The organism is Pseudomonas sp. R5(2019), from assembly GCF_009905435.1.
Classification (GTDB): domain Bacteria; phylum Pseudomonadota; class Gammaproteobacteria; order Pseudomonadales; family Pseudomonadaceae; genus Aquipseudomonas.
This window is the reverse complement of record NZ_JAAAMT010000004.1, coordinates 42,733-66,976: the sequence shown is the minus strand read 5'-3', so window position 1 is coordinate 66,976 and position 24,244 is coordinate 42,733. Positions and strand designations below refer to the sequence as shown.

The following is a 24,244-nucleotide window of genomic DNA, read 5'->3' as shown; positions in this document are numbered from 1 at the left end:
CGCGATGCGGCGGGCAGAATCAGGAAGGGAACAGCTTGCTCAGGCAGCTGAGTTTTTTCTTGTAGGAACGTCGCGCTTCCAGCGCCTCTTCGAGGGTGACCGCCACAAAGCGGGCCTTCTGGTTGGGTTGCATCTGGCCGATCAAGTCCAGGTCGGCGCTGATCACCGTGCCGATCATCGCGTAGCCGCCACCGGACACCGCGTCACGGTGCAGCACGATGGGTTCAAGCCCGGCCGGGACCTGGATCGAGCCGATCGGGTAGCAACTGTCGACGATGTTCGATGGATCGGAACCGGCGCCGAACGGCTGCTCACGGGGCTGAAAGCTCAGCGCGCTGCCGCCCTTGAAGCGATAGCCGATGCGGTCGGCTTCTGAACCGACCGTCCATGGCTCGGCGAAAAAGCTCTTCGCCGCGGATTCAGTCAAGCGGTGGTAGTACAGCCCCGGCACGACACGCAGGGTGATTTCGCCCCCCAAGGATTGCCGCAGCGCCATGGGCAAACTGGCACCCGCGCGGCTCTTGCCACTGGCGATACCGACCGACAGTTCATCGCCAGCCACCAGCCTGCGCCCCTGAAAACCACCGAGCGCCCCTAACGCATACGTGGAACGACTGCCGAGCACCACCGGCACGTCAATGCCGCCGGCCACCGCCACATAGGCGCGAGCACCCGCCTTGGGGAAATCAAAACGCAGCACTTGCCCGGCCTTCACCGAGAACGCCGTGTCGTGGTGCATTTCCACGCCATCGACCCGTGGCGTCATGTGCGCGCCGCAGACCGCCACCAAGGCGTCTTGCTGAAACTCCAATTCGGGCCCCAGCAGCGTGCATTCCAGCGCCGCCAAACCTGCCGGGTTGCCGACCAGTTGATTGGCCGCGCTCAGGGCATATTGATCGAGGGCACCGGAAGGCGGAATGCCCAGGTGGTAATACCCTTCGCGGCCCAGGTCCTGTACCGAGGTGGCGAGACCGGGTTTGAGTACCTTGATCATGCCAACACCTCCTGCAGCGACTTGGGATAGCCGACGGGGTCGGCCAGAAACGCATCCAGCGAAAACTCCACCGACCGAATCCGCAGATCGAAGCGCCCGGCTTCCACTTCGGCCACGGCGTGGTCATAGGCCTCACGGTCTATCGGCTTGAACTGCACGATGTCGCCCGGGCGGAAAAACACCATGTGCTCTTTCAGGTACGCCAGGCTCTGCTGCGGGTCGTAGATCGGTGCCGGGGTGACGCCAAACATCTGATAACCGCCAGCACCGCGCACCGAGTAAATGCAGCCAAAACAACCGCCGTGACCGAGGGTCAATTTAGGCGTGTCGGTGCGTGGGCGCAGGTACTTGGGCACCTGCAACTGACGCTCGCGCTCAACCATCTGGAACATAAACGGCAGCCCCGCGACGAAGCCGACCATCGAGACAAACCACGGCGCCCCACTGTGGGCGGCGATGAACGCATCGACGTCCGCCAGGCCGTTGATCCGCGCAGCGTATTCCAGGTCCGTGGCGCTCGGGTCTTGATGACGGTCGCGAAAGCGCATCAGGGTTTCGTGGGTCCAGGGGTCGTTGTAGAGCACCGGAATCTCGATGATCCGCGTCTGCAACGTGCGCTCGGCGACCGCCTCGGCCTCGGCGCCTTTCACGGCTTCGAGCAAGGTGTGAGGGGCGATGCGATCCGGGTCAAAACGAATCTGGAACGACGCGTTGGCCAGGCACACATCGAGCACGCCATCCAGCGCCAACCGCTCCACCGCGCGGGTGACGGCCAAGCCCTTGAAAAACGCGTCCAGGGACATGCTGTCGCTGACTTCGGCGAACAAATGCTCATCGGCGCCAAAGCTGTAGCGGATTGGCTTGCTCATGCTTCACCTCCGCTGCGGCGCTCGGCCAGCCAGGTTTCCAGGGTGCCGGTGTGGAAGTCGGCGCTGTGCAGCCACGGTTGTTCCAGCAGTTCGCCGTGCAGCGACACGGTGCTGGCCATGCCGGTGAGCGTGGTTTGCTCTACCGCCATTCGCGCACGGGCCAAGGCTTCGGAGCGATCAGCAGCGTGAACGATCAGCTTGGCCAACAGCGAGTCATAGTACGGCGGCACGCGGTAGCCTTGATACAGATGAGTGTCGACGCGAATGCCCTCGCCTTGCGGCCAGTTCAGCGACTCGACCAGGCCAGGGCTGGGAAAGAAATCCCGCGCCGGGTCTTCAGCGTTCAGGCGCATTTGCAGTGCGGCGCCGTTGAGTTGAATGTCACTTTGCTTGAAGCCCAGCGGCTCGCCGCCAGCAATGCGTAACATCGCCTGCACCAGATCGATGCCGGTGATCAGCTCGCTGACCGGGTGTTCTACCTGAATCCGCGTGTTCATCTCGATAAAGAAAAACTCGCCAGTCGTGTCGTCATACAGGTATTCCAGGGTTCCGGCGCCCTTGTAACCCAGGGATTCGGTCAGGCGTACGGCGCTGGCGCAGAGCGTTTCGCGTTGCTGCTGACTGAGTACCGGCGACGGCGCTTCTTCGAAGATTTTCTGCCGGCGACGTTGCAGCGAGCACTCGCGCTCGAATAGGTGCACCGCGTGCTGACCATCCCCCAACACCTGCACTTCGATGTGTCGGGCCTTGCTGACAAACCGCTCCAGGTACACCGCGCCATTGCCGAACGCGGCCTGGGCTTCGCGCTGTGAACGAGGGAACTCTTCACTCAGTTGTTGAGCGTTTTCCGCCAGGCGAATACCACGTCCGCCGCCACCGGCAGAAGCTTTGATCAACAGTGGGAAGCCGACGGATTCGGCAGCCTTGAGCGCCGACTCGACGTCGAACAGTTCACCCGGTGAGCCCGGCACGACAGGTACGCCCGCTTCTTGCGCGGTGCGCCGTGCCTCGGCTTTATCGCCCATGCGTCGGATCGTCTCCGGGCTCGGCCCGACGAAAATCGCCCCGGCGGCGATGACCGCTTCAGCAAAATCGGCGTTCTCCGAGAGAAAGCCATAACCGGGGTGTACCGCATTGGCGCCGGTGGCTTTCAAGGCGCCCAGCAACGCCTCGACGTTCAGATAACTTTTATCAGCGCGGGCCGGACCGAGAATGTGTACCTCGTCAGCGATGCGCGCCGCCTGAGAATCGACGTCCGCCTCACTGCACGCGGCAACGGTGGGAATTCCCAGTGCTTTGGCGGCACGGATAATCCGCACGGCAATCTCGCCGCGGTTGGCGATCAGCAACTTATGAATGGCTTGAGTCATGATCGCCCCCTCACGCGACGTCGAGTGATGCAACGACCTGACCCGGCTCCACCGGGTCACCGTCTTCTACCAGGAATGCGCTGAGGCGACCGGCCGTCCCGGCGGTCAGTTCGGAAAACTGCTTCATGACCTCGATCAGACCAATCACCGTGTCGGCGCTGACCTGCGCGCCCACTTCGACGAAGTTCGCCGATTCGGGGGTGGCTTTGCGATAGAAGGTCCCGGGCAATGGGGTAACTACAGTATGTTCGGCCATGTCTGTTCCTTTTGGAATAGTTGTAGAAAGGCAGGCAAAAATGAATGGGCGTTCAAACCCTGGCGTCTGTGTGCCAGGTGTTTCTTCCGGTATCAGCGCGGGGCGCGCACCTTGATCCCGGCGCCATCGAGCGCGTTGCGCGTGGCTTCGACCAACGCCAGAGCGCCCGGCGTATCGCTGTGCAAACAGATCGAATCGAATTCAATGGCCAGATTTTCGCCCTCGACCGTACGCACCACGCCTTCCTGACAGGCACGCAGTACCCGCGCGGCCACTTGGGCCGGATCGTAGGCACGCACGTTGCGGGTGAAAACGATGGAGCCGCTGAGGTCGTACTCGCGGTCGGCGTAGAACTCGCGGATCACTGGCTGGCCGAGTTCTTTGGCGACACGCCAGATCACTGAATCGGGCATGCAATACAGCAGCAACTCAGGTTCCAGACGCTGGAGATTTTCCACCAGCAAACGGGCGGCTTCCTCGTCTCGGGCCAGGTGCATGTAGAGTGCGCCGTGAGGCTTGATATGTTGCAGGGCCACGCCTTGAACCCGGGCGAGCTCACGCAGGGCACCCAGCTGATAGAGCATGTCGTCCACCAGCTCCTGGGCCGGTGCATTGATGTGCCGACGGCCGAAACCGACCAGGTCGCGAAACCCCGGATGCGCGCCGATAGCCACACCCAGGCGCTTGGCCTGCTCGACGGTACGGCGCATGGTGCCGGGATCGCCGGCATGAAAACCAGTGGCGATATTGGCCGAACTGATGAAGGCCATCAGCTCATTGTCAACGCCATCGCCAATGGTCCATGGACCAAAGCCTTCGCCCATGTCCGAGTTGAAATCTACTGCCTGCATGACGCTTACTCCTGACACTTGTGACTTCATGCAGTCCACGTTAAATTCCTCCTTACCCCTTGGGAAGATCTATTAACAGATAGGGTATCTTCTGAAAAACAGATATCTTTGCGTCCGGAGTGCTCATGTCACTGACCCTGCGCCAGGTCCGCTATTTCGTCGCCACTGCCGAGATCGGGCAAATCTCTCAAGCGGCCATTCATCTGAACATTTCCCAGTCGGCAGTCACCACGGCGATCAAGGAACTGGAAGGCATGCTCGGCACACTGTTGTTCCAGCGTTCGGCTCAGGGCATGAGCCTGACCGATGCCGGCCGGCACTTTCTGAATCGGGCCTACGTGATTTTGCGCAGCGTCGATGACGCGCTGAACAGCCCGTTACCGGACATACGCGCCAGTGGCCTGTTACGTTTGGCCGCGAGTTACACCGTGATCGGCTATTTCTTGCCGCACCACCTGCAACGGCTGGAACACTGGCACCCGGACGTGGCTATCGAAGTCCACGAGCAAGAACGGAGCGCCATCGAGCAAGGCCTGCTGGAAGGCCGATTCGACATGGCGGTGGTGCTCACCGCCAACCTCACTCACCCGGACATCGTCTCGGAGATTCTTTTCAATTCCGAACGCCGGTTATGGATGCCCAGTCACCATCCCCTGTGCGAACGCTCCGCCGTCAGCCTCGCCGACGTGGCGAAGGAACCCTACATTCTGCTGACCGTCGACGAAGCCGAACAAAGCGCCATGCGTTACTGGGAAGATGCGCGGCAGCAGCCAAACGTGCGGGTGCGCACCAGTTCGGTGGAAGCCGTGCGCAGCATGGTCGCCAATGGCAGCGGCGTGGCGATCCTTTCGGACCTGGTGCACCGCCCCTGGTCGCTGGAAGGCAAACGCATCGAAACCCTGACGATCACCGACAAGGTGACGCCCATGAGCGTCGGCCTGGCGTGGCATCGTGAGCGCGAATTCAGCCCGGCCATGCAGGCGTTTCGTAACTACTTCCACGATGCATTTCTGGCGCCGCAACAACTCTCTGCGCGACGCTGAAAGCAACGCACAAAGAGGTTGGTTCGTTACGTTACGAAGGGGCCCCCATAGAGGGCAGGAAATGACGATCAAAAAAATAGCTTGAAGCCAACCAGAGCCGCCAACAAGGCCACGCTGGCGCCCAAAGCAACCGGCACCAAGGCGGCACGGGCCGCACTGCGCGGCGGACGTCGCATCTCTTCGGCCAGCTGGGCCAGCTCTTCTCGCAGTTCTTTCAGGACTTGATCGTTGTTCATGACCATGCTCTCAGAGGCGGACGTAGCCTTTTGCGTTGTCCGTGCTTGTAATGTGGCCAGGCATAGTCCAAAGCTCAAGTGCCCTGGCGGCTCCCTGACTGTACGAAGCCGGCCCTTTACAGCTTGCTCATCAGACCCGTTGCGGTAATCACCACCGTTACCACTCCGCCGGCCGCCACAAACGGATACCACGTGGCTTCCTGCTTGAGCTTGTCAGCCTCGACCATCAGCTTGCGCGTTTCCGCCATCAGCCTGCGGACTTCCCCCTGCAGTTTATCGAGCTCAAGGTTGTCACGATCGCTCTGATTCATCGGAGTTCCTGCACGGGCTCATCCTTGAAGGGAAGAAGGTTGCGCTTCCTGCGCAGTGTTTGAATAACATGCCTCCCCAACCACAACAAGCGCCAAGCCGTTACATCATTTTCAGCAAGCCATCCGTCGCGCAGGCAAGCATCTCGAGCTCATGCGCACTCAGGGCCGATCGGGAAAAATTCTCCACTACTCCAAACGCCCAACCAGGGCTGACCATCAACCTCACGCAAAACCGCCAGCTCGACCAACTGGTAGAACACGTTACGGTGGATCAACGCCTCAAGGTTGACCCGGACATGCACGTAGGGCGCCGGCTCTTGAGTCACTGGATCGATCACCACCCGAATCGGATGGTCGCCACCCGCTGTCACTTCGTCCTCGACGTTAGTGGTAAAGCGCAACACCTGCGCCTCACCCTCACCTTCCACTAGCACGCTGACAGCAACGAATGGGGCGTCATCGACCTTGATGCCGACTTTTTCCACGGGCGTGACCAGCACGTAGTCATCGCCATCCCGACGCAGGATGGTGGAAAACAGCCGCACCATGGGCTTGCGCCCGATCGGCGTACCCAGGTAATACCAGGTGCCGTCGCGGGCGATACGCATGTCGATATCACCGCAAAAATCGGGATTCCACAGATGTACCGGCGGCAGGCCCTTTTCAGCCTTGGGAATCTGAGCCAGCAAATCATTGGCTTTACCCGGACCACTCATACCTTTCTCCTCAGCGACTCATGCCTAACAGGCTTCGAGCGTAATCCTCCAACGGCGGACCAAGCAAATCTTCAGGCTTCTGATCGTAGAGTGTCAGTAAACCGCCGCGACTGCGGATGCGCGCGGTGTCGATCAGGTAGCGGGTATTGGTTTCGATCAATATCAGTTGGATCACACCGGTATCGACGCCCAGCCGGTCGATGGCTTGCTCGTCATACCATTCATCGCCGTTGCCGATACGGTCATCGGCACTGGCAAAGCGGGTGTACAGCAGATAGTGAGCGCCGGCAGCCCGGGCCTCGCCCATGGCCTTCTCAAGCCCCAGCGGTTCACGGGCGCGGCGCACCATCGGGAAATACTCGATAAAGCCCTTGAAAGCTTCTTCGGCCACCACATTGGGCCGCGGGTACGCATTGCCGGGCGGGACGAATGCACCCTGGCCAATGTAAATGAAGGAGTCCGGCTGCAAGCGCATGGACACGGCACGACGGGTCTCGCTGTGATCGAGCAACCCGGCATCGCTCAGGTGGTACCGGGCGCCTTCGCCCATATCGCTGACGTTCATGCAGCCACCCAGCGACAACAGTGCCAGCAGCAAGACCACCCTACGCATCTTTCCTCCAGAAGCCGGCGACGGAAAACCGGCGAACAGCCGGCTGATGCAGATTTTGCGCCAGCCTAGCCGCCGATGATTTTCATCACCGTGGCGCCGCCCGAGAAGGCCACCGGCTGCTTGTCGCCCAGCGCCTTCATCAGCAAGCGCTGGAGGGCTGGCAAGGCTTGATGACGCGGCTTGTCCAGCAGATCGCCGATGTAGTGGCGATTGCTCGATGAGAGGCAGCCATGCAACCAGCCCGTGGACGACAGCCGCAAGCGTGAGCAGGTACGACAGAACGGCACGCTTTCGTTGGCAATAATGCCGAAGTGGCCACGCCCAGGCACCTCGTAGCGCAATGCGGTGGCATCTATCGGCGCATCCGCCTGAAGGTACTCGTGCCCTTCGCCGATCATCTGCAAGAGCTGTTGCAAGCTGACAAATTGCTGGAGAAAAGCGTTTGAATCGCTGGCCAGATGGCCCATGCGCATCAACTCGATAAAGCGCAACTCGTAACCACGCTCCAGGCAGTAATCGAGCAACGGCACGACCTGATCATGGTTCTGCCCGCGCAGCGGCACCATGTTGACCTTGATGCTCATGCCGGCCTGACTGGCCTTGGCCATGCCATCGAGCACGGTCGCCAGATCGCCACCACGGGCGATGCGGCGAAAGGCGTCAGGGTCAAGGGTATCGAGGGAGACGTTCAGCCGGCGAATACCGGCGTCGATCAGCAATGGCAACTTGCGTGTGAGCAATTGCCCGTTGGTGGTCAGGCTGATGTCATCCAGACCCAGAGTAGACACCGAGGCCAGAAAAGCTTCCAGCTTGGGGCTAACCAGCGGCTCACCACCGGTAATGCGCAGTCGCTCGATGCCAGCCGCCTCGATCAGGTAGGCCACGCCCCGGGCCATGGCCTCTGCCGACAGTTCGTCCTGAGCTGCGACCAGGCGCTTGCCGTCAGGCACGCAGTAGGTGCAAGCGTAGTTACAGGCAGACGTCAGGCTGACACGCAAATTGCGAAAACGTCTGCCTTGGCGATCGACGATCATGGAGAACTCCGGCATGGATAAATCGGACCTGCAAAACCTGACTCATAAATCAAGTTTTTGCAAGCCCTCAGACCTGAGTATATTCCTGGGGCTGTGCCACCAGTAGAACTATAGTTTGAGCGAATGCCTCAAGTGCCGGAGGTGTCAGAATCGCGCTTGCGCTTGTTGCCCATGCGCACGCCGATATCCATCAGGAACTGGAAGAAGCCCTCCTGGTCTTCCAGCACGTTGCTCCAGAACGGCGAGTGGTACAACGCCACCGCGCCGTGCACCAGCGCCCAGGATGCGCAGTAGTGGAAATAGGGCGGCACATCTTCCAGCTTGCCTTCACTGATCCGTCCCTTGATCAGCTGTGTCAGACGCTCGAAGTTCGAGGCGCGGATCGAGTGCAGCTCTTCGACCATTTCTGGCACTTGATTGCCCTTGACCACCTTCTCTTCCAGGCGATCGAACAGGCGGTAGCGCTGCGGATCACGCATGCGGAATTCGAAATAGGCGCGCGACAGGGCTTCCTTGTCGCGATCGACGTCGGCCGAATGGAGCAGCTGGTTCAGATCGCGCTCATAGTCGAGCATCAGGCGCAGATAGATCTCTGCCTTGGATTTGAAGTGCTTGTAGATCGTGCCTTTGCCGATACCCACAGCATCAGCGATCATCTCGACGGTGACGCTATCTTCACCCTGTTCGAGAAACAGCTTGAGCGCGGTATCGAGAATTTCTTGCTCTCGGCGACGAAACTCACGGACTTTACGAGGTTCTTTCTGCATAAGAAGGACTGGATCAAAATCGAAGCCGAATATTATGCCTAACTTGCGCCAAATTGCACGGATCATCCAACCATGTCTATGTTTCACGATGAGTTTGAACAAGCCGACGACCTGCGTTATTTGAACCATGCAGCCGTCGCTCCCTGGCCCAAACGCAGCAGTGAAGCGGTCCGCCGCTTCGCCCAGGAGAACGTTTTACTGGGCGCGCGCGACTATCCGGACTGGATGAAAATGGAGCAACGGCTACGCGAACGACTGATGCGTCTGACGAACGCGCCATCAACGGATGATATCGCTCTGGTCAAAAATACATCTGAAGCCCTGTCATTTGTCGCTTTTGGCCTGACCTGGCTCCCGGGCGACCAGATCGTTATCAGCGACGAAGAGTTCCCCTCCAACCGGATCGTGTGGGAAGCGCTGACCCCCCAAGGCGTGGAAGTGATCCAGGTCAATCTGGCAAACGCCGACCCGGAAGCCGCTCTGCTCGCTGCCTGCGGACCGCGCACTCGGTTGATGTCCATCAGCGCCGTGCAGTTTGCCAGCGGCCTGCGTCTGGACCTGGTGAAACTGGGCCAGGGCTGCCGCGAAAGAAATGTGTTGTATTGCATTGACGCCATTCAGCAACTGGGCGCCCAGCCCTTCGACGTCCAGGCCTACCAATGCGATTTCGCCATGGCCGACGGGCACAAGTGGCTGCTGGGCCCCGAGGGTCTGGGGGTGTTCTATTGCCGCGAGGCTATCCGACCGCAGCTCAAGCTCAGCGAATATGGCTGGCACATGCTCGAACACATGGGCGACTACACCCGTAACGAGTGGGAGCCGGCCAAAAGCGCTCGGCGCTTCGAATGCGGCAGCCCCAATATGCTGGGCGCAACAGCGCTTGAAGCTAGCCTGTCATTGCTGGAAGAAGTAGGCATGGAGGACGTTGCACGCCGCCTGGACGAACGGGTGCAATGGCTGATTGAGGGCCTCGATCGAATTCCCGGTGCCGTTATCCACAGCCCGCGTGAACCGGATCGCCGTTCGGGCATTGTCTCGTTCAGTATCGACGGCATTGATAATAGGCGACTCTACGAGCGGCTCAAGGCTGAACAGGTGGTGTGTATTCCGCGCGGCCCGGGGATTCGGTTTTCTCCGCATTTCTACACCACACGGCGCGTGATCGACGAAACATTGGGCATTCTTGGAAAAATCGCAGCGCGGTGATTACCTGGCCGACTTGGACGTATTCCAAATCTGTTTAAAAAACACCCACCCCGCAGTGGAATCGCGCCAAGACTCGCCAATACTTGAAGTGTTGGCGCGACATACCCCCCCCAAATGACGCGCCGATAAAGGTGTCCAAGGAACGCTCGCCTTTGTTTTACTCCTAATGGTCTTAACCCGGATTCACCCCCCAGAACCCGGGTTTTTTTTGCCTGCCGTTCAGACGCGCGCCAGCGGGAACAGCCGCTTGAAGTTGGCGGTGGTTTGCTGCGCGAAGCGCTCGAACGGCTCCCCTCTGAGCATGGCCAGGTACTCGGCCACTTCCCGCACGTATTGCGGCAGGTTTGGCTTGCCGCGGTATGGGATCGGCGCCAGGTAAGGGGAATCGGTTTCCACCAGCAGGCGATCTGCCGGCACCTGACGCGCCACGTCACGCAGGGCGTCGGCATTGCGGAAAGTGACAATCCCCGAGAGCGAGATATAGAAACCCAGATCCAGGGCGGCCTTGGCCATCTCCCAGTCTTCAGTGAAACAGTGCAGCACGCCGGCCTGCGGCAACGCCGCCTCACGCAACAACTCCAGGGTATCGGCGCGCGCCGCGCGGGTATGCACAATGACCGGCTTGCCGGTGATCTGCGCCGCTTGCAGGTGGAGCCGAAAGGAGGCCTGCTGCAACTCGGCCGCTTCAGGCTCGTAGTGGTAATCCAGGCCGGTTTCGCCAATGGCCACCACCTGCGGGTGGTTGAGTTCACGCAACAGCCAATCCAGCGCTGGCTCGGCGCCCGGTTCAAGGTCCAGCGGGTGAATGCCCACCGAACAATCCACATCGGCATAGCGCTCGGCCAGGCCCTTGACGGCCGCGGCATTATCGGCACTCACGCCAATGCAGAGGAAATGGCCTACACCCCGCGCTCGCGCGGCCTCCAGGGCAGCATCAAGAGAGCCCTGATGCGCGGTGAGGTCGAGACGGTCCAGGTGGCAATGGGAATCTACAAGCATGGCAGGAATGGCTACTTACATCGTGTGAGTGGGACGGTCGGACTTCAAGGCACCGGCCAGGTAGGTTTCGATTTTATCGCGGGCGGTGTTGTCGCCTTCATTGAACTGCACGCCGACACCCGCCGCACTGGCGTACAACACCGCCTTGCCCTTGATCGTCAGAGACAGGATGCCATTGCGCGGACCGGGGCTTACAGGTTGGTTCACAGGCGCTTCCTCGTTGCGACCGACTGCCTGGAGTCCGTGCCTCAACGCTGGCCGGGCAATGTCGCCCAAGACACCAGCAAGGCCTCCAGCAACAACACACGGTTAAGGTTGGCCTTGGCCAAGACCTTCTGCCGCTGGACGAGAATCCAGTCCTGAATGCTCAAGACTTTGTCTTGCGCGCTTTTTTGCGCCAGGTACTGCACCACCTTGCGCATATCCCCCAAGCCTAACCCCTCCTCGTCCTGCGTCAACTGGTAGCGCAAGATGAGATTGGACCAGTCGCAAAACCAGTCGAATAGCAGCAGCAGCGGGATTGCATTCCACGCTTCGGCCAACTGGCTGGCCGACTGTTGTTGCTTGAGCAGCTTCTTGACCCCGTCTACCACCAGTGCACGCTGCTCGCGCACACCCTGGGCCTGCAGAGTGACCGCCGCCAACGGCGACCCGGCTGCAAGGGTAAGCAACTCGGCGCGCTCGGCTTCGTCGCAATCGGGCAAGGCAGTCGCCAGCCACTCCAGGCTCTGGGCTGTCCCTGGCAGCGGGCAGGCCTGCTGCACGCAGCGGCTCTTGATGGTTGGCAGCAAGCGACTGGGTTGATGACTGACCAGCAGCAGGACCGTATTGCCCGAAGGCTCCTCAAGGCTTTTGAGCAAGGCATTGGCGGCGTTGATGTTCATCGACTCGGCCGGCTCGATCAGCACCACCTTGCGCCCGCCCAGCTGGGCGGTCTGGACCACGAAGCTGACCAGATCACGAACCTGGTCGACCTTGATCGCCTTGTCCGCCTCTTCAGGCTCCAGCACGTAGTTGTCCGGGTGACTGCCCGCCGCCAACAGCAGGCACGACTTGCACTGACCACAGGCGTTGAGCCCCTCAGGCCGCTGACACAGCAGCAACGCCATCAGGCGCTCGGCCAGCGCACGCTTGCCAATGCCCTTGGCACCGTGCAGCAGGTACGCATGGGCATGCTGGGTGCGCCCGGCCAACTGTTGCCACAAGGCTGCTTGCCACGGGTAAGTCTCAGCCATGAATCCGCCCGAGGATCTGTGGCATCAATGCGTCCAGCGATTGCTGGACCTGCGCCAGCGGCAGCGAAGCATCGACCAGTGCGTAGCGGGCGGGCTGGGAGGCTGCGCGCTGAAGATACGCATTGCGTACCGCTTCGAAAAACGCCCGGCCTTCCTGCTCGAAACGATCAAGCCGCCCACGGGCTGTCGCGCGGGCCAGGCCGATGTCCACCGGCAGGTCGAACACCAGGGTCAGGTCAGGGCGCAAATCACCCTGGACGAAATGCTCCAGGGTCGCGATGCGCGCCACCGACAGGCCACGACCACCGCCCTGATAGGCATAGGTTGCATCGGTAAAGCGGTCACAGAGCACCACCGCACCACGCGCCAACGCTGGGCGAATCACTTCGGCCAAATGCTGGGCACGCGCGGCGAATACCAGCAACAGCTCGGTATCGGCGTCCATTTTCTCGTCGCTGGGGTCCAGCAGCAGCTCACGAATGCGCTCAGCCAGCGGCGTGCCGCCCGGCTCCCGGGTGAGTACCACATCAACGCCCGCCGCCCGCAACTGCTCGGCCAGGTATTCACGGTTGGTACTTTTGCCCGCGCCTTCGGGGCCTTCCAGGGTGATAAACAAGCCAGTCACAGGCAGTCCTTACAGTGGGTTATTGCGCATCTTGTTGCGAAGTTTCGGCCGACTCAGCTGCAGGTGCGGACTCTGCCTCCGGGTCCGGCTGAGCACCGCTGCCCGCCGGCGGCTGGGTGGCCTCATCATCGCTGGGCGCGGGGCTTGAGCGATAATCGGCGCGGCGCTTGAGCTGGTATTCGCGCACGGCGGAATTATGCGCATCAAGGTCATCGGAAAAGACATGGCTGCCGTCACCACGCGCAACGAAATACAAGCTGCTGCCCGCCGCCGGGTTGAGCGCTGCATGAATCGCCTCGCGACCGACCATTGAAATCGGCGTCGGCGGCAATCCGGAAATCACATAGGTGTTATAGGGCGTCGACTCACGCAGATCCGAGCGGGTGAGCTTGCCATTGTAGCGCTCGCCCATGCCGTAGATGACCGTCGGGTCGGTTTGCAATTGCATGCCGATTTGCATGCGCCGTACAAACACGCCGGCAATCTGCCCACGCTCCTGAGGAACGCCGGTTTCCTTTTCAACCAGGGAGGCCATGATCAGCGCCTGGTAAGGGTCGCGGTAAGGCGTTTGTGGCGAACGGGCGTTCCACTCCTTGGCCAAAACATCCTCAAGGCGTGCGTAGGCTTGCTGGAGCAACTCGACGTCACTCATGCCACGCACGAAACGATAGGTATCGGGGAAGAACCGCCCCTCGGGGAAAATGCCACGGTGGCCGAGTTTTTCCATCACCTGGGCGTCACTCAGCCCGTTCAGGGTTTGCTCGAGCTTCTCCTGCTTGACCAGGGCGGCGCGCAGCTGGCGGAAGTTCCAGCCTTCGACCAGGGTCAGGCTGTACTGGACCATCTCGCCACGCTGCCAGACACCCAGCAGGTCCCGCACGCTCATACCCGGCGCCAAGCGGTACTCACCCTTGTGCAGGGGCGTGCCAGCCAGATTGAAGCGCCAGTACAGGCGCAGCCAGAACGCATCATCGATGATGCCGTTGGCCTCGAGCTGATAGAACACCCGAGTCGGTGTCGAACCTTTGGGCACTTCCAGCAGTTGTTCCTGCGGCAGGATCAAGGCCTGCTCCAGGGCTGACTGCATTTTCCAGGCAGCCAATCCCAACATCAGGCCTGCCAGAATCAGACCTGTTTCCAGCAGCACCAAGAATTTACGTATCACAACTCAAATATCCAATAGCGCGCGGGCAATGTGCTGAAGTTTACGGGTGACAGGACCCGCCGACCAGTTCAGTGATGTGAAGGCGCGGACCGGCCAGATGCCGTACACGCTATTGCAGACAAACACTTCGTCCGCATGTTCCAGATCCTGCGGGTATAGTTCAGCGATGCTGACAGACAACCCCAGGCTCGGCGCCTGCTCCAGCAGCGCCGCACGCATGACGCCCGCGACACCGCAACGGCTCAGATCAGCCGTCAGGAGCTGCCCGTCCCTGACCAGAAACAGATTGCTGTACACCCCTTCGATCAGCCGCCCCGAGGTATCCAGCATCAACCCTTCGGCGTGTTCGCTGTCGTGCCACTCGGCGCGAGCCAACACCTGCTCCAGGCGATTAAGGTGTTTGAGACCGGCCAGGAGCGGCTGTTCCGCCAGTCGGGTTTTGCAGGGGTACAGGCGTACGCCGAGCTCAGCATGACTTGCCGGGTACGCCGCAGGCGGACTGGCCTGCAGGATTCTGCGAGCGGGTGCATGAGGGTCCGGCGCATAACCGCGCTGGCTGTCGCCACGGACGAGGATCAACTTCAGCACGCCCTCGCCCATACCCGCCGCGTAGGCACACACCTCACTGCGAACCAGGGCCTGGTCCGCAGCGATGCCCAGACGCTGGCACCCCAGCGCCAGGCGCTGCAGGTGCAACTCCAGCAACAGTGGATGCCCCGCCTTGACGGCAATGGTTTCAAACAACCCATCGCCATAGGCCAGCCCCCGGCTTTTCAGCGAGAGGGCATCAGCCGATTGACCATCGACCCAACTGTGCATCAACCGACGAACCGGCTGAACACCAGAGAGCCATTGGTACCGCCAAAACCGAACGAGTTGGAGAGCACCACATCGATCGGCATGTTGCGTGCTTCATGAGGCACGAAGTTCAGGTCGCAGCCTTCATCCGGCTCATCCAGGTTGATGGTCGGCGGCGCCACTTGGCCGTTGATGGCCAGCACGCTGAAAATCGCCTCCACCGCACCAGCAGCCCCCAACAGGTGGCCGGTCATGGACTTGGTCGAGCTGACAGCCAGCTTGTAGGCATGCTCGCCAAATACCGACTTGATGGCCTGGACTTCAGCCAGATCGCCTGCCGGCGTCGAGGTGCCATGGGCGTTGATGTAGCTCACCTGACTGGCATCCATGCCGGCATCGCGCAAGGCGTTGACCATGCAGCGTGCAGCACCGGCACCGTCTTCCGGCGGGGAGGTCATATGGTAGGCATCACCACTCATGCCAAAGCCCACCAGCTCGGCATAGATGGTGGCGCCGCGAGCCTTGGCATGCTCGAGTTCTTCGAGCACCAGCGCACCGGCACCGTCGGACAGCACGAAGCCATCGCGGCCCTTGTCCCACGGACGGCTCGCACGCGTTGGCTCGTCATTGCGGGTCGACAAGGCACGCGCGGCGCCAAAACCGCCCATACCCAGACCGCAGGCCGCCATTTCAGCGCCACCGGCGATCATCACATCCGCTTCACCGAAGGCAATATTGCGAGCTGCCATGCCAATGCAGTGCGTACCGGTGGTACACGCCGTGGCGATGGCGTAGTTGGGACCCTGCGCACCCAGGTGGATGGACAGAAACCCTGAAATCATATTGATGATCGAGCCAGGCACAAAGAACGGCGAAATACGCCGCGGCCCTTGTTCATGCAAGGTCCGACTGGTTTCTTCGATATTGGTCAGACCGCCGATACCCGAGCCCATGGCCACGCCAATGCGCTCACGGTTGGCATCGGTGACTTCCAGGCCAGAATTGCGCACCGCCTGGAAACCGGCCGCCAGGCCGTACTGGATGAACAAATCGAGTTTGCGGGCTTCCTTGACTGAAAGGTATTCATCAACCTTGAAGTCCTTGACCGAGCCGCCAAAACGGGTGGAGTAGGCAGATAGGTCAGTATGCTCAATCAGACCAATGCCACTGCGGCCAGCCAGAATGCCCTGCCAACTGCTCGGCACATCCGTACCCAGTGGCGACAGCATACCCATACCAGTGACCACAACGCGTCTACGCGACACAGCACTCTCCTTATTCTATGAACGACGTCAGGCATCCCGTCTAAAGAAAAAACCGCACGCCAGTTAAGGCAGTGCGGTTTTTCCATGACAAGAAGCGACGATTACAACGTCTTACGCCTGGTGAGAGGTGACGTAATCGATAGCTGCTTGAACAGTAGTGATCTTCTCGGCTTCTTCGTCAGGGATTTCGGTCTCGAATTCCTCTTCCAGAGCCATCACCAGCTCAACGGTATCAAGGGAATCGGCACCCAGATCTTCTACGAAAGAAGCAGTGTTAACCACTTCTTCTTCTTTAACGCCCAGTTGCTCGGCGACGATTTTCTTGACGCGTTCTTCGATGGTGCTCATACCTTGTTTTCACTCCTAATGGACATAGTCAGGCAGCTGGCCGGTGTGTAAGTTTATAGAAAGAGCCTGGCTTTTCAAGCTGAAAGCGTCGCCCCTGCTCCACACCCACCCGCTGACTAGAATTTGATTGCAGCTTTATAACGGATTTTAGACAGCACGTATGACATTTTTTTGAAGCAATCCGTCACATTCGATTACATGTACATGCCGCCGTTGACCGGAATTGTAGCGCCAGTCACGTAACCTGCACCTTCCGAAGCCAGGAAAGCGACCACATTGGCGATTTCCTGAGCCTGGCCCAGACGTCCCAGCGGGATCTGCGTCAACAGTGCGTCACGCTGGGCTTCCGGCAGTTCGCGAGTCATGTCGGTGTCAATGAAGCCTGGCGCCACCGAGTTGACTGTGATTGCACGGGAACCGACTTCACGCGCCAGCGCGCGACTGAAACCTTCCAGACCCGCCTTGGCCGCAGCATAGTTTACTTGGCCGACGTTGCCCATGGCACCCACCACCGAGCCAATACTGATGATCCGGCCCCAGCGCGCCTTGGTCATGCCGCGCAGCACCGCCTTGGACAGACGGAACAGGCTGTTGAGGTTGGTATCGATCACGTCGTACCACTCGTCATCTTTCATGCGCAACATCAGGTTATCGCGGGTGATGCCAGCATTATTGACCAGGATGGTCGGTACGCCGTACTGCTCTTGAATAGCAGCCAGGGTCGCGGCCACAGACTCGTCGCTGGTCACGTTCAGCTCAAGGCCGGTACCGGTGATGCCGTGCTCCTTGAGGGTTGCAGCGATGCGCTCGGCACCGGATGCCGAGGTGGCCGTACCGATGACAGTGGCGCCCAGGCGGCCCAATTCCAAGGCAATGGCTTGGCCAATGCCGCGGCTCGCACCGGTAACCAGTGCAACTTTACCTTGCAGGCTCATGCAAGCTTCTCCTTGATTCAGGCCAGCGCTGCACGGGCGGCAGCGAAAGCGTCTGGGGTGTTGAGGTTGAAAGTGTTCACGCCGTCAGCGCAGCGCTTGTTAAGACCTGCAAGGACCTTGCCCGGACCGCACTCGACCAGCTGGGTGGCGCCTTCGCCTGCGAGGTACTGGACCGATTCAACCCAGCGTACAGGCATGTACAGCTGAGCCAGCAGATCGCGCTTGAGGGCGTCCAGGTCGGTCGCTTCAGCGGCGCTGACGTTCTGCACCAGCGGGATTTGCGGCGCTTGCCAGGCAACAGCGGCCACGGCATCGGCAAAACGCTCGGCAGCGGGCTGCATCAACGCACAGTGCGAGGGCACACTGACCGGCAACGGCAAGGCACGCTTGGCGCCCTTCGCCTTGCACAGCTCGATGGCGCGCTCGACCGCAGCCTTGGCACCGGCAATAACCACTTGGCCTGGCGAGTTGAAATTGACGGCACTGACGACTTCACCCTGCGCAGCTTCTGCACAGGCAGCCAGCACATCGGCATCTTCCAGACCGAGAATGGCGGCCATGCCACCCTGCCCGGCCGGCACGGCCTTTTGCATCAATTGACCGCGACGCTCGACCAGCCTGGCCGCATCAGCCAGCGTGAGGCTGCCAGCGGCAACCAGCGCGCTGTATTCGCCCAGGCTGTGACCGGCGACATACGCAGGACGTGCGCCGCCTTCCGCCAGCCACAGGCGCCACAAGGCGGTGGAGGCGGTCAGAATGGCCGGCTGGGTTTTGTCGGTTTGATTGAGTTGCTCTTCCGGACCTTGCTGGGTCAGCGCCCAAAGGTCATAGCCCAAAGCCTCGGAGGCCTCCTGGAAGGTGTCGGCGACCAGCTTATGCTGCGCACCCAATTCGGCGAGCATGCCGAGCGATTGAGAACCTTGACCGGGAAAGACGAATGCGAGGGATGCAGACATTGAACAAGCCCCTAGTGATCTTGTCGGCGAAATAAAGAACGAGCAGCCTGGCTGCTCGCGAGAAACTCTGTTTTGGATGGTATCGAAAACCATGCGGTCACATTTAACCACTTCCCGCGGAATATGACTAAAGCAACAGGTCTTCAAGACGACCATGCAGACGCTCGGGCAGATTCTCCTGAATCTCGACCAGCGCGCACTGAATCGCACTCTGGAAACCCTGCACACCCGCCGAACCATGGCTTTTGACCACAATGCCCTGCAACCCGAGAAAGCTCGCACCGTTATGCCGCGCAGGCGCCAGGTCAGCCCGCAAGCGCCTGAGCAACGGCATCGCCACCGCACCGGCGATACGCGACGCCACATTAACCTTGAACAGCGCCTCGATTCGCGCAGCAATCATGGTTGCCAGCCCTTCGCTGGACTTGAGCAGAATATTGCCGACAAAGCCGTCGCACACCACCACATCCGCTTCACCGCGATAGAGCCCATCACCTTCAATAAAGCCGATGTAGTTCAACCCACGCGCACCCTGCAACAAACTGGCCGCCAGCTTGACCTGCTGGTTACCCTTGATGTCTTCGGTGCCGACATTGAGCAATGCCACCCGCGGCCGGGATATACCCAACACCTGCGCCGCGACGGACCCCATGACCGCAAACTGGTAGAGGTTCTCGGCACTGCAATCGACATTGGCCCCCAGATCCAGCAACTGGCAATAACCGGTCTGAGTGGGAATGGCGGCCACCATCGCCGGGCGATCAATGCCCGGCAAGGTCTTGAGCACATAGCGCGACAATGCCATCAGCGCACCGGTATTGCCGGCACTCACGCAGGCTTGCACCTTGCCGTCACGCAGTAACTGCAGCGCCACCCGCATCGAAGAATCGGGCTTGCCACGCAACGCCTGGGAAGGCTTTTCGTCCATGCCAATGACTTCACTGGCTGCCACAATCGTCAGGCGCGAGCGATCCGCTGCCGAATGGTCAGCAATCAATTCTTCAAGGAGGGAGGGTTGACCGACAAGGGTCAGGTGCAGCGAGGGCGTAGCATTAAGACAGGCAAGACTGGCCTGAACAATGTTGCGGGGACCGAAGTCCCCGCCCATTGCGTCGATCGCGATGATCTGAGCGGACAAGGATTACTCGTCAGCGCCCTTGTCGATCACTTTACGACCACGGTATACGCCTTCTGGCGATACGTGGTGACGCAGGTGCACTTCACCAGTGGTTTTCTCTACGGACAGAGCGTTCTCCGAGAGAGCGTCGTGCGAACGGCGCATGTCACGGGCAGAGCGGGATTTTTTGTTCTGCTGAACAGCCATATTTGATTAACTCCTAAACGTTTGGGTCACGCTTTAACTGCGCCAATACACTGAACGGGTTGGACCGTGTTACCTCGTCCTTGCTCGGTTCGGGCTCATCGGCGCCCGCCGGCTGCTGGCATTCTTCCGGATGATGAGCAGGCACAATGGGCAGGGCGAGCAGAAGCTCCTCCTCAACCAATGCCTGCAGATCCAAAGGATCTTCGCCCAGTTCCAGCACGTCATAACCTTTCGGTAACGACTGGGTATTCGCACCCTCCTTCACCACAGCATAAGTACTTTCGCTGTGGATCGGCAGGGTGACCAGCTCAAGACAACGCTGGCAAACCATTTTGACTTCAACATCCAGCTCGCTGTGAATGACCACAGCTTTCTGTTCATCTCGTCCAAAAACGAATTTAGCCTGCACCCTTCCGACATTGTCAGAAAGCGGGTCGCAGAGTCTCTCCAAGTCGGCAAGTAGCAGCGAACCTTCGAAGGTTACGCCACGATCGGCCAATTTGCGCGGGTCAACGTGAGGTGGAATCTGGTCATTCAACATAGGCGCAGCATTCTAGGGACGACCCCTGTCTGTGTCAAAGGAAATTAGGCCCGGCAAGGTACTGAAAGGACTAGAATCAGCCTACCTGCACAGGAGTTACTCATGCTACCGCTGTTACTGGCCTCCAGCTCACCCTACCGCCGCGAACTGCTGGCGCGCCTGCGCCTGCCTTTTACTTGCAGCTCGCCAGATATCGACGAACGGCGCCTGCCGGACGAAGCCGCCGTGGAGCTGGTCAAGCGCCTGGCCCGAGAAAAAGCCCAGGCTTTGGCTGCCGAACATCCCGACCACCTGATCATCGGCTCCGACCAGGTCGCCGTGCTCGGCGAGCAGATTCTCGGCAAGCCCCACACCTTCGAGAAGGCCTGTGAACAGCTGCTGGCGGCCAGCGGCAACCACGTCACCTTCCTGACCGGCCTGGCACTGCTCAACAGCGCCAGCGGCCACTGCCAGGTCGACTGCGTGCCCTTCACGGTCAATATGCGCGAACTCGACCTGGCGCACATCGAGCGCTACCTGCATGCCGAGCAGCCTTATGATTGTGCCGGCAGCTTCAAGGCCGAAGGCCTGGGCGTCAGCCTGTTCCAGTGCACCCACGGCCCCGACGCCACCAGCCTGATCGGGCTCCCCCTGATCCGCCTGGTCGACATGCTGATAGCCGAAGGGGTACAAATCCCCTGAACGTCAAAAAACCGGCCTGGGCCGGTTTTTTTTGCGCGGTCGCTCGATCAGCGCAGGGATGGCCCCTGAAAGCCCATCCACATCGCCAGATGCTCGGCAATACTTGCACCCAGGCGCTTGGAGAAGCGATCAAACGGCGATTCCTCGATCGTGAAGTCGACCAGGTTTTTTTCGCCGACCACATCACGCGCCACCGAACTGGCACTTCCCAGCCCGTCCACCAACCCCAGCTGCACGGCCTGCTCACCCGACCACACCAGCCCCGAGAACAACTCCGGGTGCTCCTTGTCTTTCAGGCGGTCGCCACGACCCTGCTTCACACTGGCGATGAACTGGCGATGAGTGGTATCCAGCACACCCTGCCAGAATTTGGTTTCTTCAGGCTTTTGCGGCTGAAACGGATCAAGGAACGACTTGTGCTCACCGGAGGTGTAGGTCCGCCGCTCGACACCGAGCTTCTCCATGGTGCCGACAAAGCCGTAACCGGCCGCCGTCACACCGATGGAACCGACCAGGCTGGCCTTGTCCGCATAGATCTGGTCGGCAGCGCTGGCAATGTAATACGCGCCAGAAGCGCCAAGATCACTGATGACCGCGTACAGCTTGATATCCACATGCTCGGTGCGCAGACGACGGATCTCGTCATAGACATAGCCCGACTGCACAGGGCTGCCACCCGGACTGTTGATGCGCATGATCACAGCCTTGGTCTTCGGGTCCTTGAAGGCGGCGCGCAAGCTGCCGACGATATTGTCGGCACTGGCCGCTTCCTTATCGGCGATCACGCCACGCACCTCGACCAACGCCGTGTGGCTGGCCCCACGCACAGCGGCTTTCTCCATGTCCACGAATGGCGAAAACAGCATGAAGATGCCGAACAGGTAAACGAAGGTCAGCAACTTGAAGAAAATACCCCAGCGACGCGAGCGACGCTGCTCCTGGACACTGGCCAGCAAGGCCTTCTCCAGCAACTGCCAACTTTTATCGTCACTGCTTTTTTCGGCGCGCGGCGCCTTCCACTCATCCGACATACTCACCTACCCTGGAATCAGAAATCAGGCCCGCTGCTCATTCAGCCAGACGCCCAACTGCGAAAAACTGTCGATCTCAAGCCGCGGCGCGTGCTCGCGCAGCTCGCTCAAGGCCATGGCGCCATAGCCCACCGCCACTGAATCCATCCCGGCATTGCGCGCCATCAGCAGGTCAAACGCCGAATCACCCACCATCAACGCCTTGCTCGGCGCCACATCGCAGTGCGCCAGAATCTGCTCCAGCATCAATGGATGCGGTTTGCTGAGCGTTTCATCGGCCGCGCGAGTGATGTCGAAATAATCTTCCCAACCATGGGCCAGCAAGACCCGATCCAGGCCGCGACGCGCCTTTCCGGTGGCGACCGCGAGCCGATACCCCTGGGCGCGAAACGCCTCCAGCGACTCGACCACACCCGGGAACAGCGGCGACGGCTCTGCATCCATTGCCATATAGTGATCAGCGTAGTGCGCACGGAAGGCAATCACCTCCTCGTCACTGCTTTCGGGGTACAGGGTGCGAATCGCCTCAGGCAATGCCAGACCAATAATACCCCTGATAGCTGTATCGTCACAGCGCGCCCAGCCGTACGAGTCAGCCGCGAGCTTGACGGCCTCGACAATCCGACCGATCGAGTCAGCCAGGGTACCGTCCCAATCGAAAATCAGCAGTTCATAATCAGCCTGCACTCAAACGCTCCACGGTCCTGGACCACATCTCATCCACCGGCGCCTCAAGCTTCAGTTCGCCACCCTCGGGCAACGGCACAGTCAAGGCGTAGGCATGCAGGAACAGGCGCTTGCCACCCAGTTCGCGAATCTCACGGGTAAAGTCTTCATCGCCGTACTTGCTGTCACCCGCAATGCAATGGCCGGCATGCAGGGCGTGTACGCGAATCTGATGAGTACGACCGGTAATGGGGCGAGCCTCGACCATGGTGGCAAACTCGCCAAAGCGACGCAGCACCTTGAACAGGGTCAGCGCCTCCTTGCCCTCATCATTGACTTCGACCATCCGCTCGCCAGAGCGCAGGTTGCTCTTGAGCAGCGGTGCACGCACCTGCTTCTTCGCGGTCGCCCAATGGCCCCGCACCAGCGCCATGTAGCGCTTGTCGACGCCATCGCCGCGCAAGGCGGCATGCAGGTGGCGCAGCATGCTGCGCTTCTTGGCGATCATCAGCAGGCCGGAAGTGTCGCGGTCCAGGCGATGGACCAGTTCCAGTTCCTTGGCGTCAGGGCGCAGCTGGCGGAATGCCTCGATCACACCGTAGTTCAGGCCGCTACCGCCATGCACGGCAATACCGGCCGGCTTGTTGATCACGATCAGCGCCTTGTCTTCGAAGACAATGGACGCCTCCAGGCGCTGCAGCAGGCCCTGGGCCAGCGGCACCGGCTCATCGCGCTCGGGCAACCGAATCGGCGGCACGCGAATGATATCGCCGGCCTGGAGTTTGTATTCGGGCTTGATACGACCTTTGTTCACGCGCACTTCGCCTTTTCGCAGGATGCGATAGACGAGGGTTTTTGGAACACCCTTGAGCGCGGTGAAGAGGAAATTATCGATGCGTTGGCCGGCAAGTTCCGGCGCGACCTCAAGCAGCTGAACGCCGGAGGTCGGGGGGGCAATAGTCGTCATTTGCGGATCATAACAATTTTTTATGGATTTGAAGCACTTAATGATTGCTGCTATAGTCGCGAACGCCGCCAAAAGCGGCTGGCCAGCGGATCACCGGCTTCAAGCCGACCCTGACCGACACGATTCACGAGGACGCGAGGCCGTCCGACGGGGTTTTCGCTAGTTTACGGAATGCCTGGAAACGTAACCAGCGCAGATGAGAGAAGACCGATAAAAGACAAAAAAGAACGGTGTTTCGCACTCACTTTCAGTTTTTTTCGACGTCCATCCCTCCGCACGGTCACCTTCACGCACTCCCGGCGAATGCTTCGGAAACCGAGCCTTATTAGCCAAAGTGCGCGAGCTCCCGAATCGGAGATCGCGATTAATGCCAACCCGTTGCGGATTCAGCGCGCGGCAGCACCCGAATTATCAGGGATACGTGTAGGGTGGAGATGCACAA

30 protein-coding genes are annotated in these 24,244 nt (G+C 60.2%); 3 read left to right on the top strand and 27 right to left on the bottom strand.

What is annotated here, in order from left to right:
* Positions 1–19 precede the first annotated feature (19 nt).
* The 5 genes from GUY40_RS04365 to GUY40_RS04345 form a co-directional block, all read right to left on the bottom strand.
* Complete coding sequence (locus GUY40_RS04365) at positions 20–994, bottom strand: biotin-dependent carboxyltransferase family protein (RefSeq protein ID WP_166567720.1); 975 nt, start codon at positions 992–994, stop codon at positions 20–22.
* On the bottom strand, positions 991–1,863 hold the full coding sequence (locus GUY40_RS04360; RefSeq protein WP_166567719.1) for an allophanate hydrolase subunit 1: 873 nt from the start codon (positions 1,861–1,863) through the stop codon (positions 991–993). Before GUY40_RS04360 ends, GUY40_RS04365 begins: the two co-directional genes overlap by 4 nt.
* Positions 1,860–3,233, bottom strand: coding sequence for an acetyl-CoA carboxylase biotin carboxylase subunit (locus GUY40_RS04355; protein ID WP_166567718.1), 1,374 nt, complete (start codon positions 3,231–3,233; stop codon positions 1,860–1,862). The genes GUY40_RS04360 and GUY40_RS04355 overlap by 4 nt, the downstream gene beginning before the upstream one ends.
* 10 nt (positions 3,234–3,243) lie before the next feature.
* Complete coding sequence (locus tag GUY40_RS04350) at positions 3,244–3,489, bottom strand: acetyl-CoA carboxylase (RefSeq protein WP_166567717.1); 246 nt, start codon at positions 3,487–3,489, stop codon at positions 3,244–3,246.
* Between the two features lie 92 nt (positions 3,490–3,581).
* Positions 3,582–4,340 (bottom strand): 5-oxoprolinase subunit PxpA, encoded by a 759-nt coding sequence (locus GUY40_RS04345; protein WP_166567716.1) that lies wholly within the window; start codon positions 4,338–4,340, stop codon positions 3,582–3,584.
* 125 nt (positions 4,341–4,465) lie between these two features.
* On the opposite strand from GUY40_RS04345, the gene GUY40_RS04340 reads away from it, so the two are divergent.
* Positions 4,466–5,383, top strand: a complete 918-nt coding sequence (locus tag GUY40_RS04340; protein ID WP_166567715.1) for a LysR family transcriptional regulator — start codon at positions 4,466–4,468, stop codon at positions 5,381–5,383.
* Between the two features lie 68 nt (positions 5,384–5,451).
* Here the strand turns inward: GUY40_RS04340 and GUY40_RS04335 are convergent, their stop codons facing one another.
* The 6 genes from GUY40_RS04335 to GUY40_RS04310 form a co-directional block, all read right to left on the bottom strand.
* On the bottom strand, positions 5,452–5,619 hold the full coding sequence (locus GUY40_RS04335) for a hypothetical protein (RefSeq protein ID WP_166567714.1): 168 nt from the start codon (positions 5,617–5,619) through the stop codon (positions 5,452–5,454).
* A gap of 116 nt (positions 5,620–5,735) precedes the next feature.
* A complete protein-coding gene (locus GUY40_RS04330; RefSeq protein ID WP_166567713.1) occupies positions 5,736–5,930 on the bottom strand; it encodes a hypothetical protein in 195 nt (64 codons plus the stop codon).
* Between the two features lie 149 nt (positions 5,931–6,079).
* The gene (locus GUY40_RS04325; RefSeq protein WP_166567712.1) at positions 6,080–6,646 is read right to left on the bottom strand and encodes a DUF1285 domain-containing protein; all 567 of its coding nucleotides are present in this window, start codon (positions 6,644–6,646) and stop codon (positions 6,080–6,082) included.
* A gap of 10 nt (positions 6,647–6,656) precedes the next feature.
* Complete coding sequence (locus GUY40_RS04320) at positions 6,657–7,259, bottom strand: DUF4823 domain-containing protein (protein ID WP_166567711.1); 603 nt, start codon at positions 7,257–7,259, stop codon at positions 6,657–6,659.
* A 65-nt stretch (positions 7,260–7,324) separates the two neighbouring features.
* A complete protein-coding gene (locus GUY40_RS04315; RefSeq protein ID WP_166567710.1) occupies positions 7,325–8,293 on the bottom strand; it encodes a GTP 3',8-cyclase MoaA in 969 nt (322 codons plus the stop codon).
* Between the two features lie 128 nt (positions 8,294–8,421).
* Positions 8,422–9,060: a TetR/AcrR family transcriptional regulator gene (locus GUY40_RS04310; protein WP_166567709.1), complete on the bottom strand. Its 639-nt coding sequence runs from the start codon at positions 9,058–9,060 to the stop codon at positions 8,422–8,424.
* A gap of 72 nt (positions 9,061–9,132) precedes the next feature.
* Here GUY40_RS04310 and GUY40_RS04305 point away from each other — a divergent pair, with 72 nt between their 5' ends.
* Entirely contained in the window at positions 9,133–10,266 is a 1,134-nt protein-coding gene (locus GUY40_RS04305) for an aminotransferase class V-fold PLP-dependent enzyme (protein WP_166567708.1), read from the top strand.
* Positions 10,267–10,485: 219 nt separating this feature from the next.
* On the opposite strand, the gene GUY40_RS04300 is transcribed toward GUY40_RS04305, so the two are convergent.
* The 13 genes from GUY40_RS04300 to GUY40_RS04240 form a co-directional block, all read right to left on the bottom strand.
* Positions 10,486–11,265, bottom strand: coding sequence for a TatD family hydrolase (locus tag GUY40_RS04300; protein WP_166567707.1), 780 nt, complete (start codon positions 11,263–11,265; stop codon positions 10,486–10,488).
* Positions 11,266–11,280: 15 nt separating this feature from the next.
* Positions 11,281–11,472 carry a hypothetical protein gene (locus tag GUY40_RS04295; RefSeq protein ID WP_166567706.1) on the bottom strand — a complete coding sequence of 64 codons (192 nt, stop codon included), beginning with the start codon at positions 11,470–11,472 and terminating at the stop codon, positions 11,281–11,283.
* Between the two features lie 41 nt (positions 11,473–11,513).
* Positions 11,514–12,500: a DNA polymerase III subunit delta' gene (locus GUY40_RS04290; RefSeq protein WP_166567705.1), complete on the bottom strand. Its 987-nt coding sequence runs from the start codon at positions 12,498–12,500 to the stop codon at positions 11,514–11,516.
* Complete coding sequence (gene tmk / locus GUY40_RS04285) at positions 12,493–13,125, bottom strand: dTMP kinase (RefSeq protein ID WP_166567704.1); 633 nt, start codon at positions 13,123–13,125, stop codon at positions 12,493–12,495. Before tmk ends, GUY40_RS04290 begins: the two co-directional genes overlap by 8 nt.
* 19 nt (positions 13,126–13,144) lie before the next feature.
* Entirely contained in the window at positions 13,145–14,290 is a 1,146-nt protein-coding gene (gene mltG, locus GUY40_RS04280) for an endolytic transglycosylase MltG (RefSeq protein WP_166567703.1), read from the bottom strand.
* A 3-nt stretch (positions 14,291–14,293) separates the two neighbouring features.
* A complete protein-coding gene (pabC, locus tag GUY40_RS04275) occupies positions 14,294–15,109 on the bottom strand; it encodes an aminodeoxychorismate lyase (RefSeq protein WP_166567702.1) in 816 nt (271 codons plus the stop codon).
* Positions 15,109–16,353, bottom strand: a complete 1,245-nt coding sequence (gene fabF, locus GUY40_RS04270) for a beta-ketoacyl-ACP synthase II (protein WP_166567701.1) — start codon at positions 16,351–16,353, stop codon at positions 15,109–15,111. Before fabF ends, pabC begins: the two co-directional genes overlap by 1 nt.
* Positions 16,354–16,464: 111 nt before the next feature.
* Positions 16,465–16,701, bottom strand: a complete 237-nt coding sequence (acpP, locus tag GUY40_RS04265) for an acyl carrier protein (RefSeq protein ID WP_003175607.1) — start codon at positions 16,699–16,701, stop codon at positions 16,465–16,467.
* A 194-nt stretch (positions 16,702–16,895) separates the two neighbouring features.
* On the bottom strand, positions 16,896–17,636 hold the full coding sequence (gene fabG / locus GUY40_RS04260; protein ID WP_166567700.1) for a 3-oxoacyl-ACP reductase FabG: 741 nt from the start codon (positions 17,634–17,636) through the stop codon (positions 16,896–16,898).
* Between the two features lie 17 nt (positions 17,637–17,653).
* Positions 17,654–18,592 (bottom strand): ACP S-malonyltransferase, encoded by a 939-nt coding sequence (fabD, locus tag GUY40_RS04255; RefSeq protein ID WP_166567699.1) that lies wholly within the window; start codon positions 18,590–18,592, stop codon positions 17,654–17,656.
* 127 nt (positions 18,593–18,719) lie between these two features.
* Positions 18,720–19,730, bottom strand: a complete 1,011-nt coding sequence (gene plsX / locus GUY40_RS04250) for a phosphate acyltransferase PlsX (RefSeq protein WP_166567698.1) — start codon at positions 19,728–19,730, stop codon at positions 18,720–18,722.
* Between the two features lie 3 nt (positions 19,731–19,733).
* Positions 19,734–19,916: a 50S ribosomal protein L32 gene (gene rpmF, locus GUY40_RS04245; RefSeq protein WP_010223221.1), complete on the bottom strand. Its 183-nt coding sequence runs from the start codon at positions 19,914–19,916 to the stop codon at positions 19,734–19,736.
* Positions 19,917–19,929: 13 nt separating this feature from the next.
* A complete protein-coding gene (locus tag GUY40_RS04240) occupies positions 19,930–20,457 on the bottom strand; it encodes a YceD family protein (protein WP_166567697.1) in 528 nt (175 codons plus the stop codon).
* 102 nt (positions 20,458–20,559) lie between these two features.
* Between GUY40_RS04240 and GUY40_RS04235 the strand changes: the two genes are divergently transcribed.
* On the top strand, positions 20,560–21,138 hold the full coding sequence (locus tag GUY40_RS04235; RefSeq protein WP_166567696.1) for a nucleoside triphosphate pyrophosphatase: 579 nt from the start codon (positions 20,560–20,562) through the stop codon (positions 21,136–21,138).
* A 47-nt stretch (positions 21,139–21,185) separates the two neighbouring features.
* On the opposite strand, the gene GUY40_RS04230 is transcribed toward GUY40_RS04235, so the two are convergent.
* From GUY40_RS04230 to rluC, 3 genes are read right to left on the bottom strand one after another with little or no spacing between them, the layout of a single operon-like run.
* Positions 21,186–22,169 carry a S49 family peptidase gene (locus GUY40_RS04230; protein ID WP_166567695.1) on the bottom strand — a complete coding sequence of 328 codons (984 nt, stop codon included), beginning with the start codon at positions 22,167–22,169 and terminating at the stop codon, positions 21,186–21,188.
* Between the two features lie 24 nt (positions 22,170–22,193).
* Positions 22,194–22,856 (bottom strand): HAD-IA family hydrolase, encoded by a 663-nt coding sequence (locus GUY40_RS04225; protein WP_166567694.1) that lies wholly within the window; start codon positions 22,854–22,856, stop codon positions 22,194–22,196.
* Positions 22,846–23,802 (bottom strand): 23S rRNA pseudouridine(955/2504/2580) synthase RluC, encoded by a 957-nt coding sequence (rluC, locus tag GUY40_RS04220; RefSeq protein ID WP_166567693.1) that lies wholly within the window; start codon positions 23,800–23,802, stop codon positions 22,846–22,848. Before rluC ends, GUY40_RS04225 begins: the two co-directional genes overlap by 11 nt.
* Between the last annotated feature and the right edge of the window lie 442 nt (positions 23,803–24,244).

Excerpts from the sequence above, each read along its gene's own strand:
- GUY40_RS04290 (WP_166567705.1), bottom strand. The coding sequence starts at position 12,500 with ATGGCTGAGACTTACCCGTGGCAAGCAGCCTTGTGGCAACAGTTGGCC.
- GUY40_RS04330 (WP_166567713.1), bottom strand. The coding sequence starts at position 5,930 with ATGAATCAGAGCGATCGTGACAACCTTGAGCTCGATAAACTGCAGGGG.
- fabG (WP_166567700.1), bottom strand. The coding sequence starts at position 17,636 with ATGAGCCTGCAAGGTAAAGTTGCACTGGTTACCGGTGCGAGCCGCGGC.
- GUY40_RS04360 (WP_166567719.1), bottom strand. The coding sequence starts at position 1,863 with ATGAGCAAGCCAATCCGCTACAGCTTTGGCGCCGATGAGCATTTGTTC.
- GUY40_RS04365 (WP_166567720.1), bottom strand. The coding sequence starts at position 994 with ATGATCAAGGTACTCAAACCCGGTCTCGCCACCTCGGTACAGGACCTG.
- fabD (WP_166567699.1), bottom strand. The coding sequence starts at position 18,592 with ATGTCTGCATCCCTCGCATTCGTCTTTCCCGGTCAAGGTTCTCAATCG.
- GUY40_RS04355 (WP_166567718.1), bottom strand. The coding sequence starts at position 3,233 with ATGACTCAAGCCATTCATAAGTTGCTGATCGCCAACCGCGGCGAGATT.
- rluC (WP_166567693.1), bottom strand. The coding sequence starts at position 23,802 with ATGACGACTATTGCCCCCCCGACCTCCGGCGTTCAGCTGCTTGAGGTC.
- GUY40_RS04235 (WP_166567696.1), top strand. The coding sequence starts at position 20,560 with ATGCTACCGCTGTTACTGGCCTCCAGCTCACCCTACCGCCGCGAACTG.
- GUY40_RS04240 (WP_166567697.1), bottom strand. The coding sequence starts at position 20,457 with ATGTTGAATGACCAGATTCCACCTCACGTTGACCCGCGCAAATTGGCC.
- GUY40_RS04335 (WP_166567714.1), bottom strand. The coding sequence starts at position 5,619 with ATGAACAACGATCAAGTCCTGAAAGAACTGCGAGAAGAGCTGGCCCAG.
- GUY40_RS04325 (WP_166567712.1), bottom strand. The coding sequence starts at position 6,646 with ATGAGTGGTCCGGGTAAAGCCAATGATTTGCTGGCTCAGATTCCCAAG.
- GUY40_RS04350 (WP_166567717.1), bottom strand. The coding sequence starts at position 3,489 with ATGGCCGAACATACTGTAGTTACCCCATTGCCCGGGACCTTCTATCGC.
- GUY40_RS04305 (WP_166567708.1), top strand. The coding sequence starts at position 9,133 with ATGTCTATGTTTCACGATGAGTTTGAACAAGCCGACGACCTGCGTTAT.
- pabC (WP_166567702.1), bottom strand. The coding sequence starts at position 15,109 with ATGCACAGTTGGGTCGATGGTCAATCGGCTGATGCCCTCTCGCTGAAA.
- GUY40_RS04300 (WP_166567707.1), bottom strand. The coding sequence starts at position 11,265 with ATGCTTGTAGATTCCCATTGCCACCTGGACCGTCTCGACCTCACCGCG.
- GUY40_RS04345 (WP_166567716.1), bottom strand. The coding sequence starts at position 4,340 with ATGCAGGCAGTAGATTTCAACTCGGACATGGGCGAAGGCTTTGGTCCA.
- GUY40_RS04315 (WP_166567710.1), bottom strand. The coding sequence starts at position 8,293 with ATGATCGTCGATCGCCAAGGCAGACGTTTTCGCAATTTGCGTGTCAGC.
- GUY40_RS04230 (WP_166567695.1), bottom strand. The coding sequence starts at position 22,169 with ATGTCGGATGAGTGGAAGGCGCCGCGCGCCGAAAAAAGCAGTGACGAT.
- acpP (WP_003175607.1), bottom strand. The coding sequence starts at position 16,701 with ATGAGCACCATCGAAGAACGCGTCAAGAAAATCGTCGCCGAGCAACTG.
- GUY40_RS04320 (WP_166567711.1), bottom strand. The coding sequence starts at position 7,259 with ATGCGTAGGGTGGTCTTGCTGCTGGCACTGTTGTCGCTGGGTGGCTGC.
- rpmF (WP_010223221.1), bottom strand. The coding sequence starts at position 19,916 with ATGGCTGTTCAGCAGAACAAAAAATCCCGCTCTGCCCGTGACATGCGC.
- GUY40_RS04310 (WP_166567709.1), bottom strand. The coding sequence starts at position 9,060 with ATGCAGAAAGAACCTCGTAAAGTCCGTGAGTTTCGTCGCCGAGAGCAA.
- GUY40_RS04340 (WP_166567715.1), top strand. The coding sequence starts at position 4,466 with ATGTCACTGACCCTGCGCCAGGTCCGCTATTTCGTCGCCACTGCCGAG.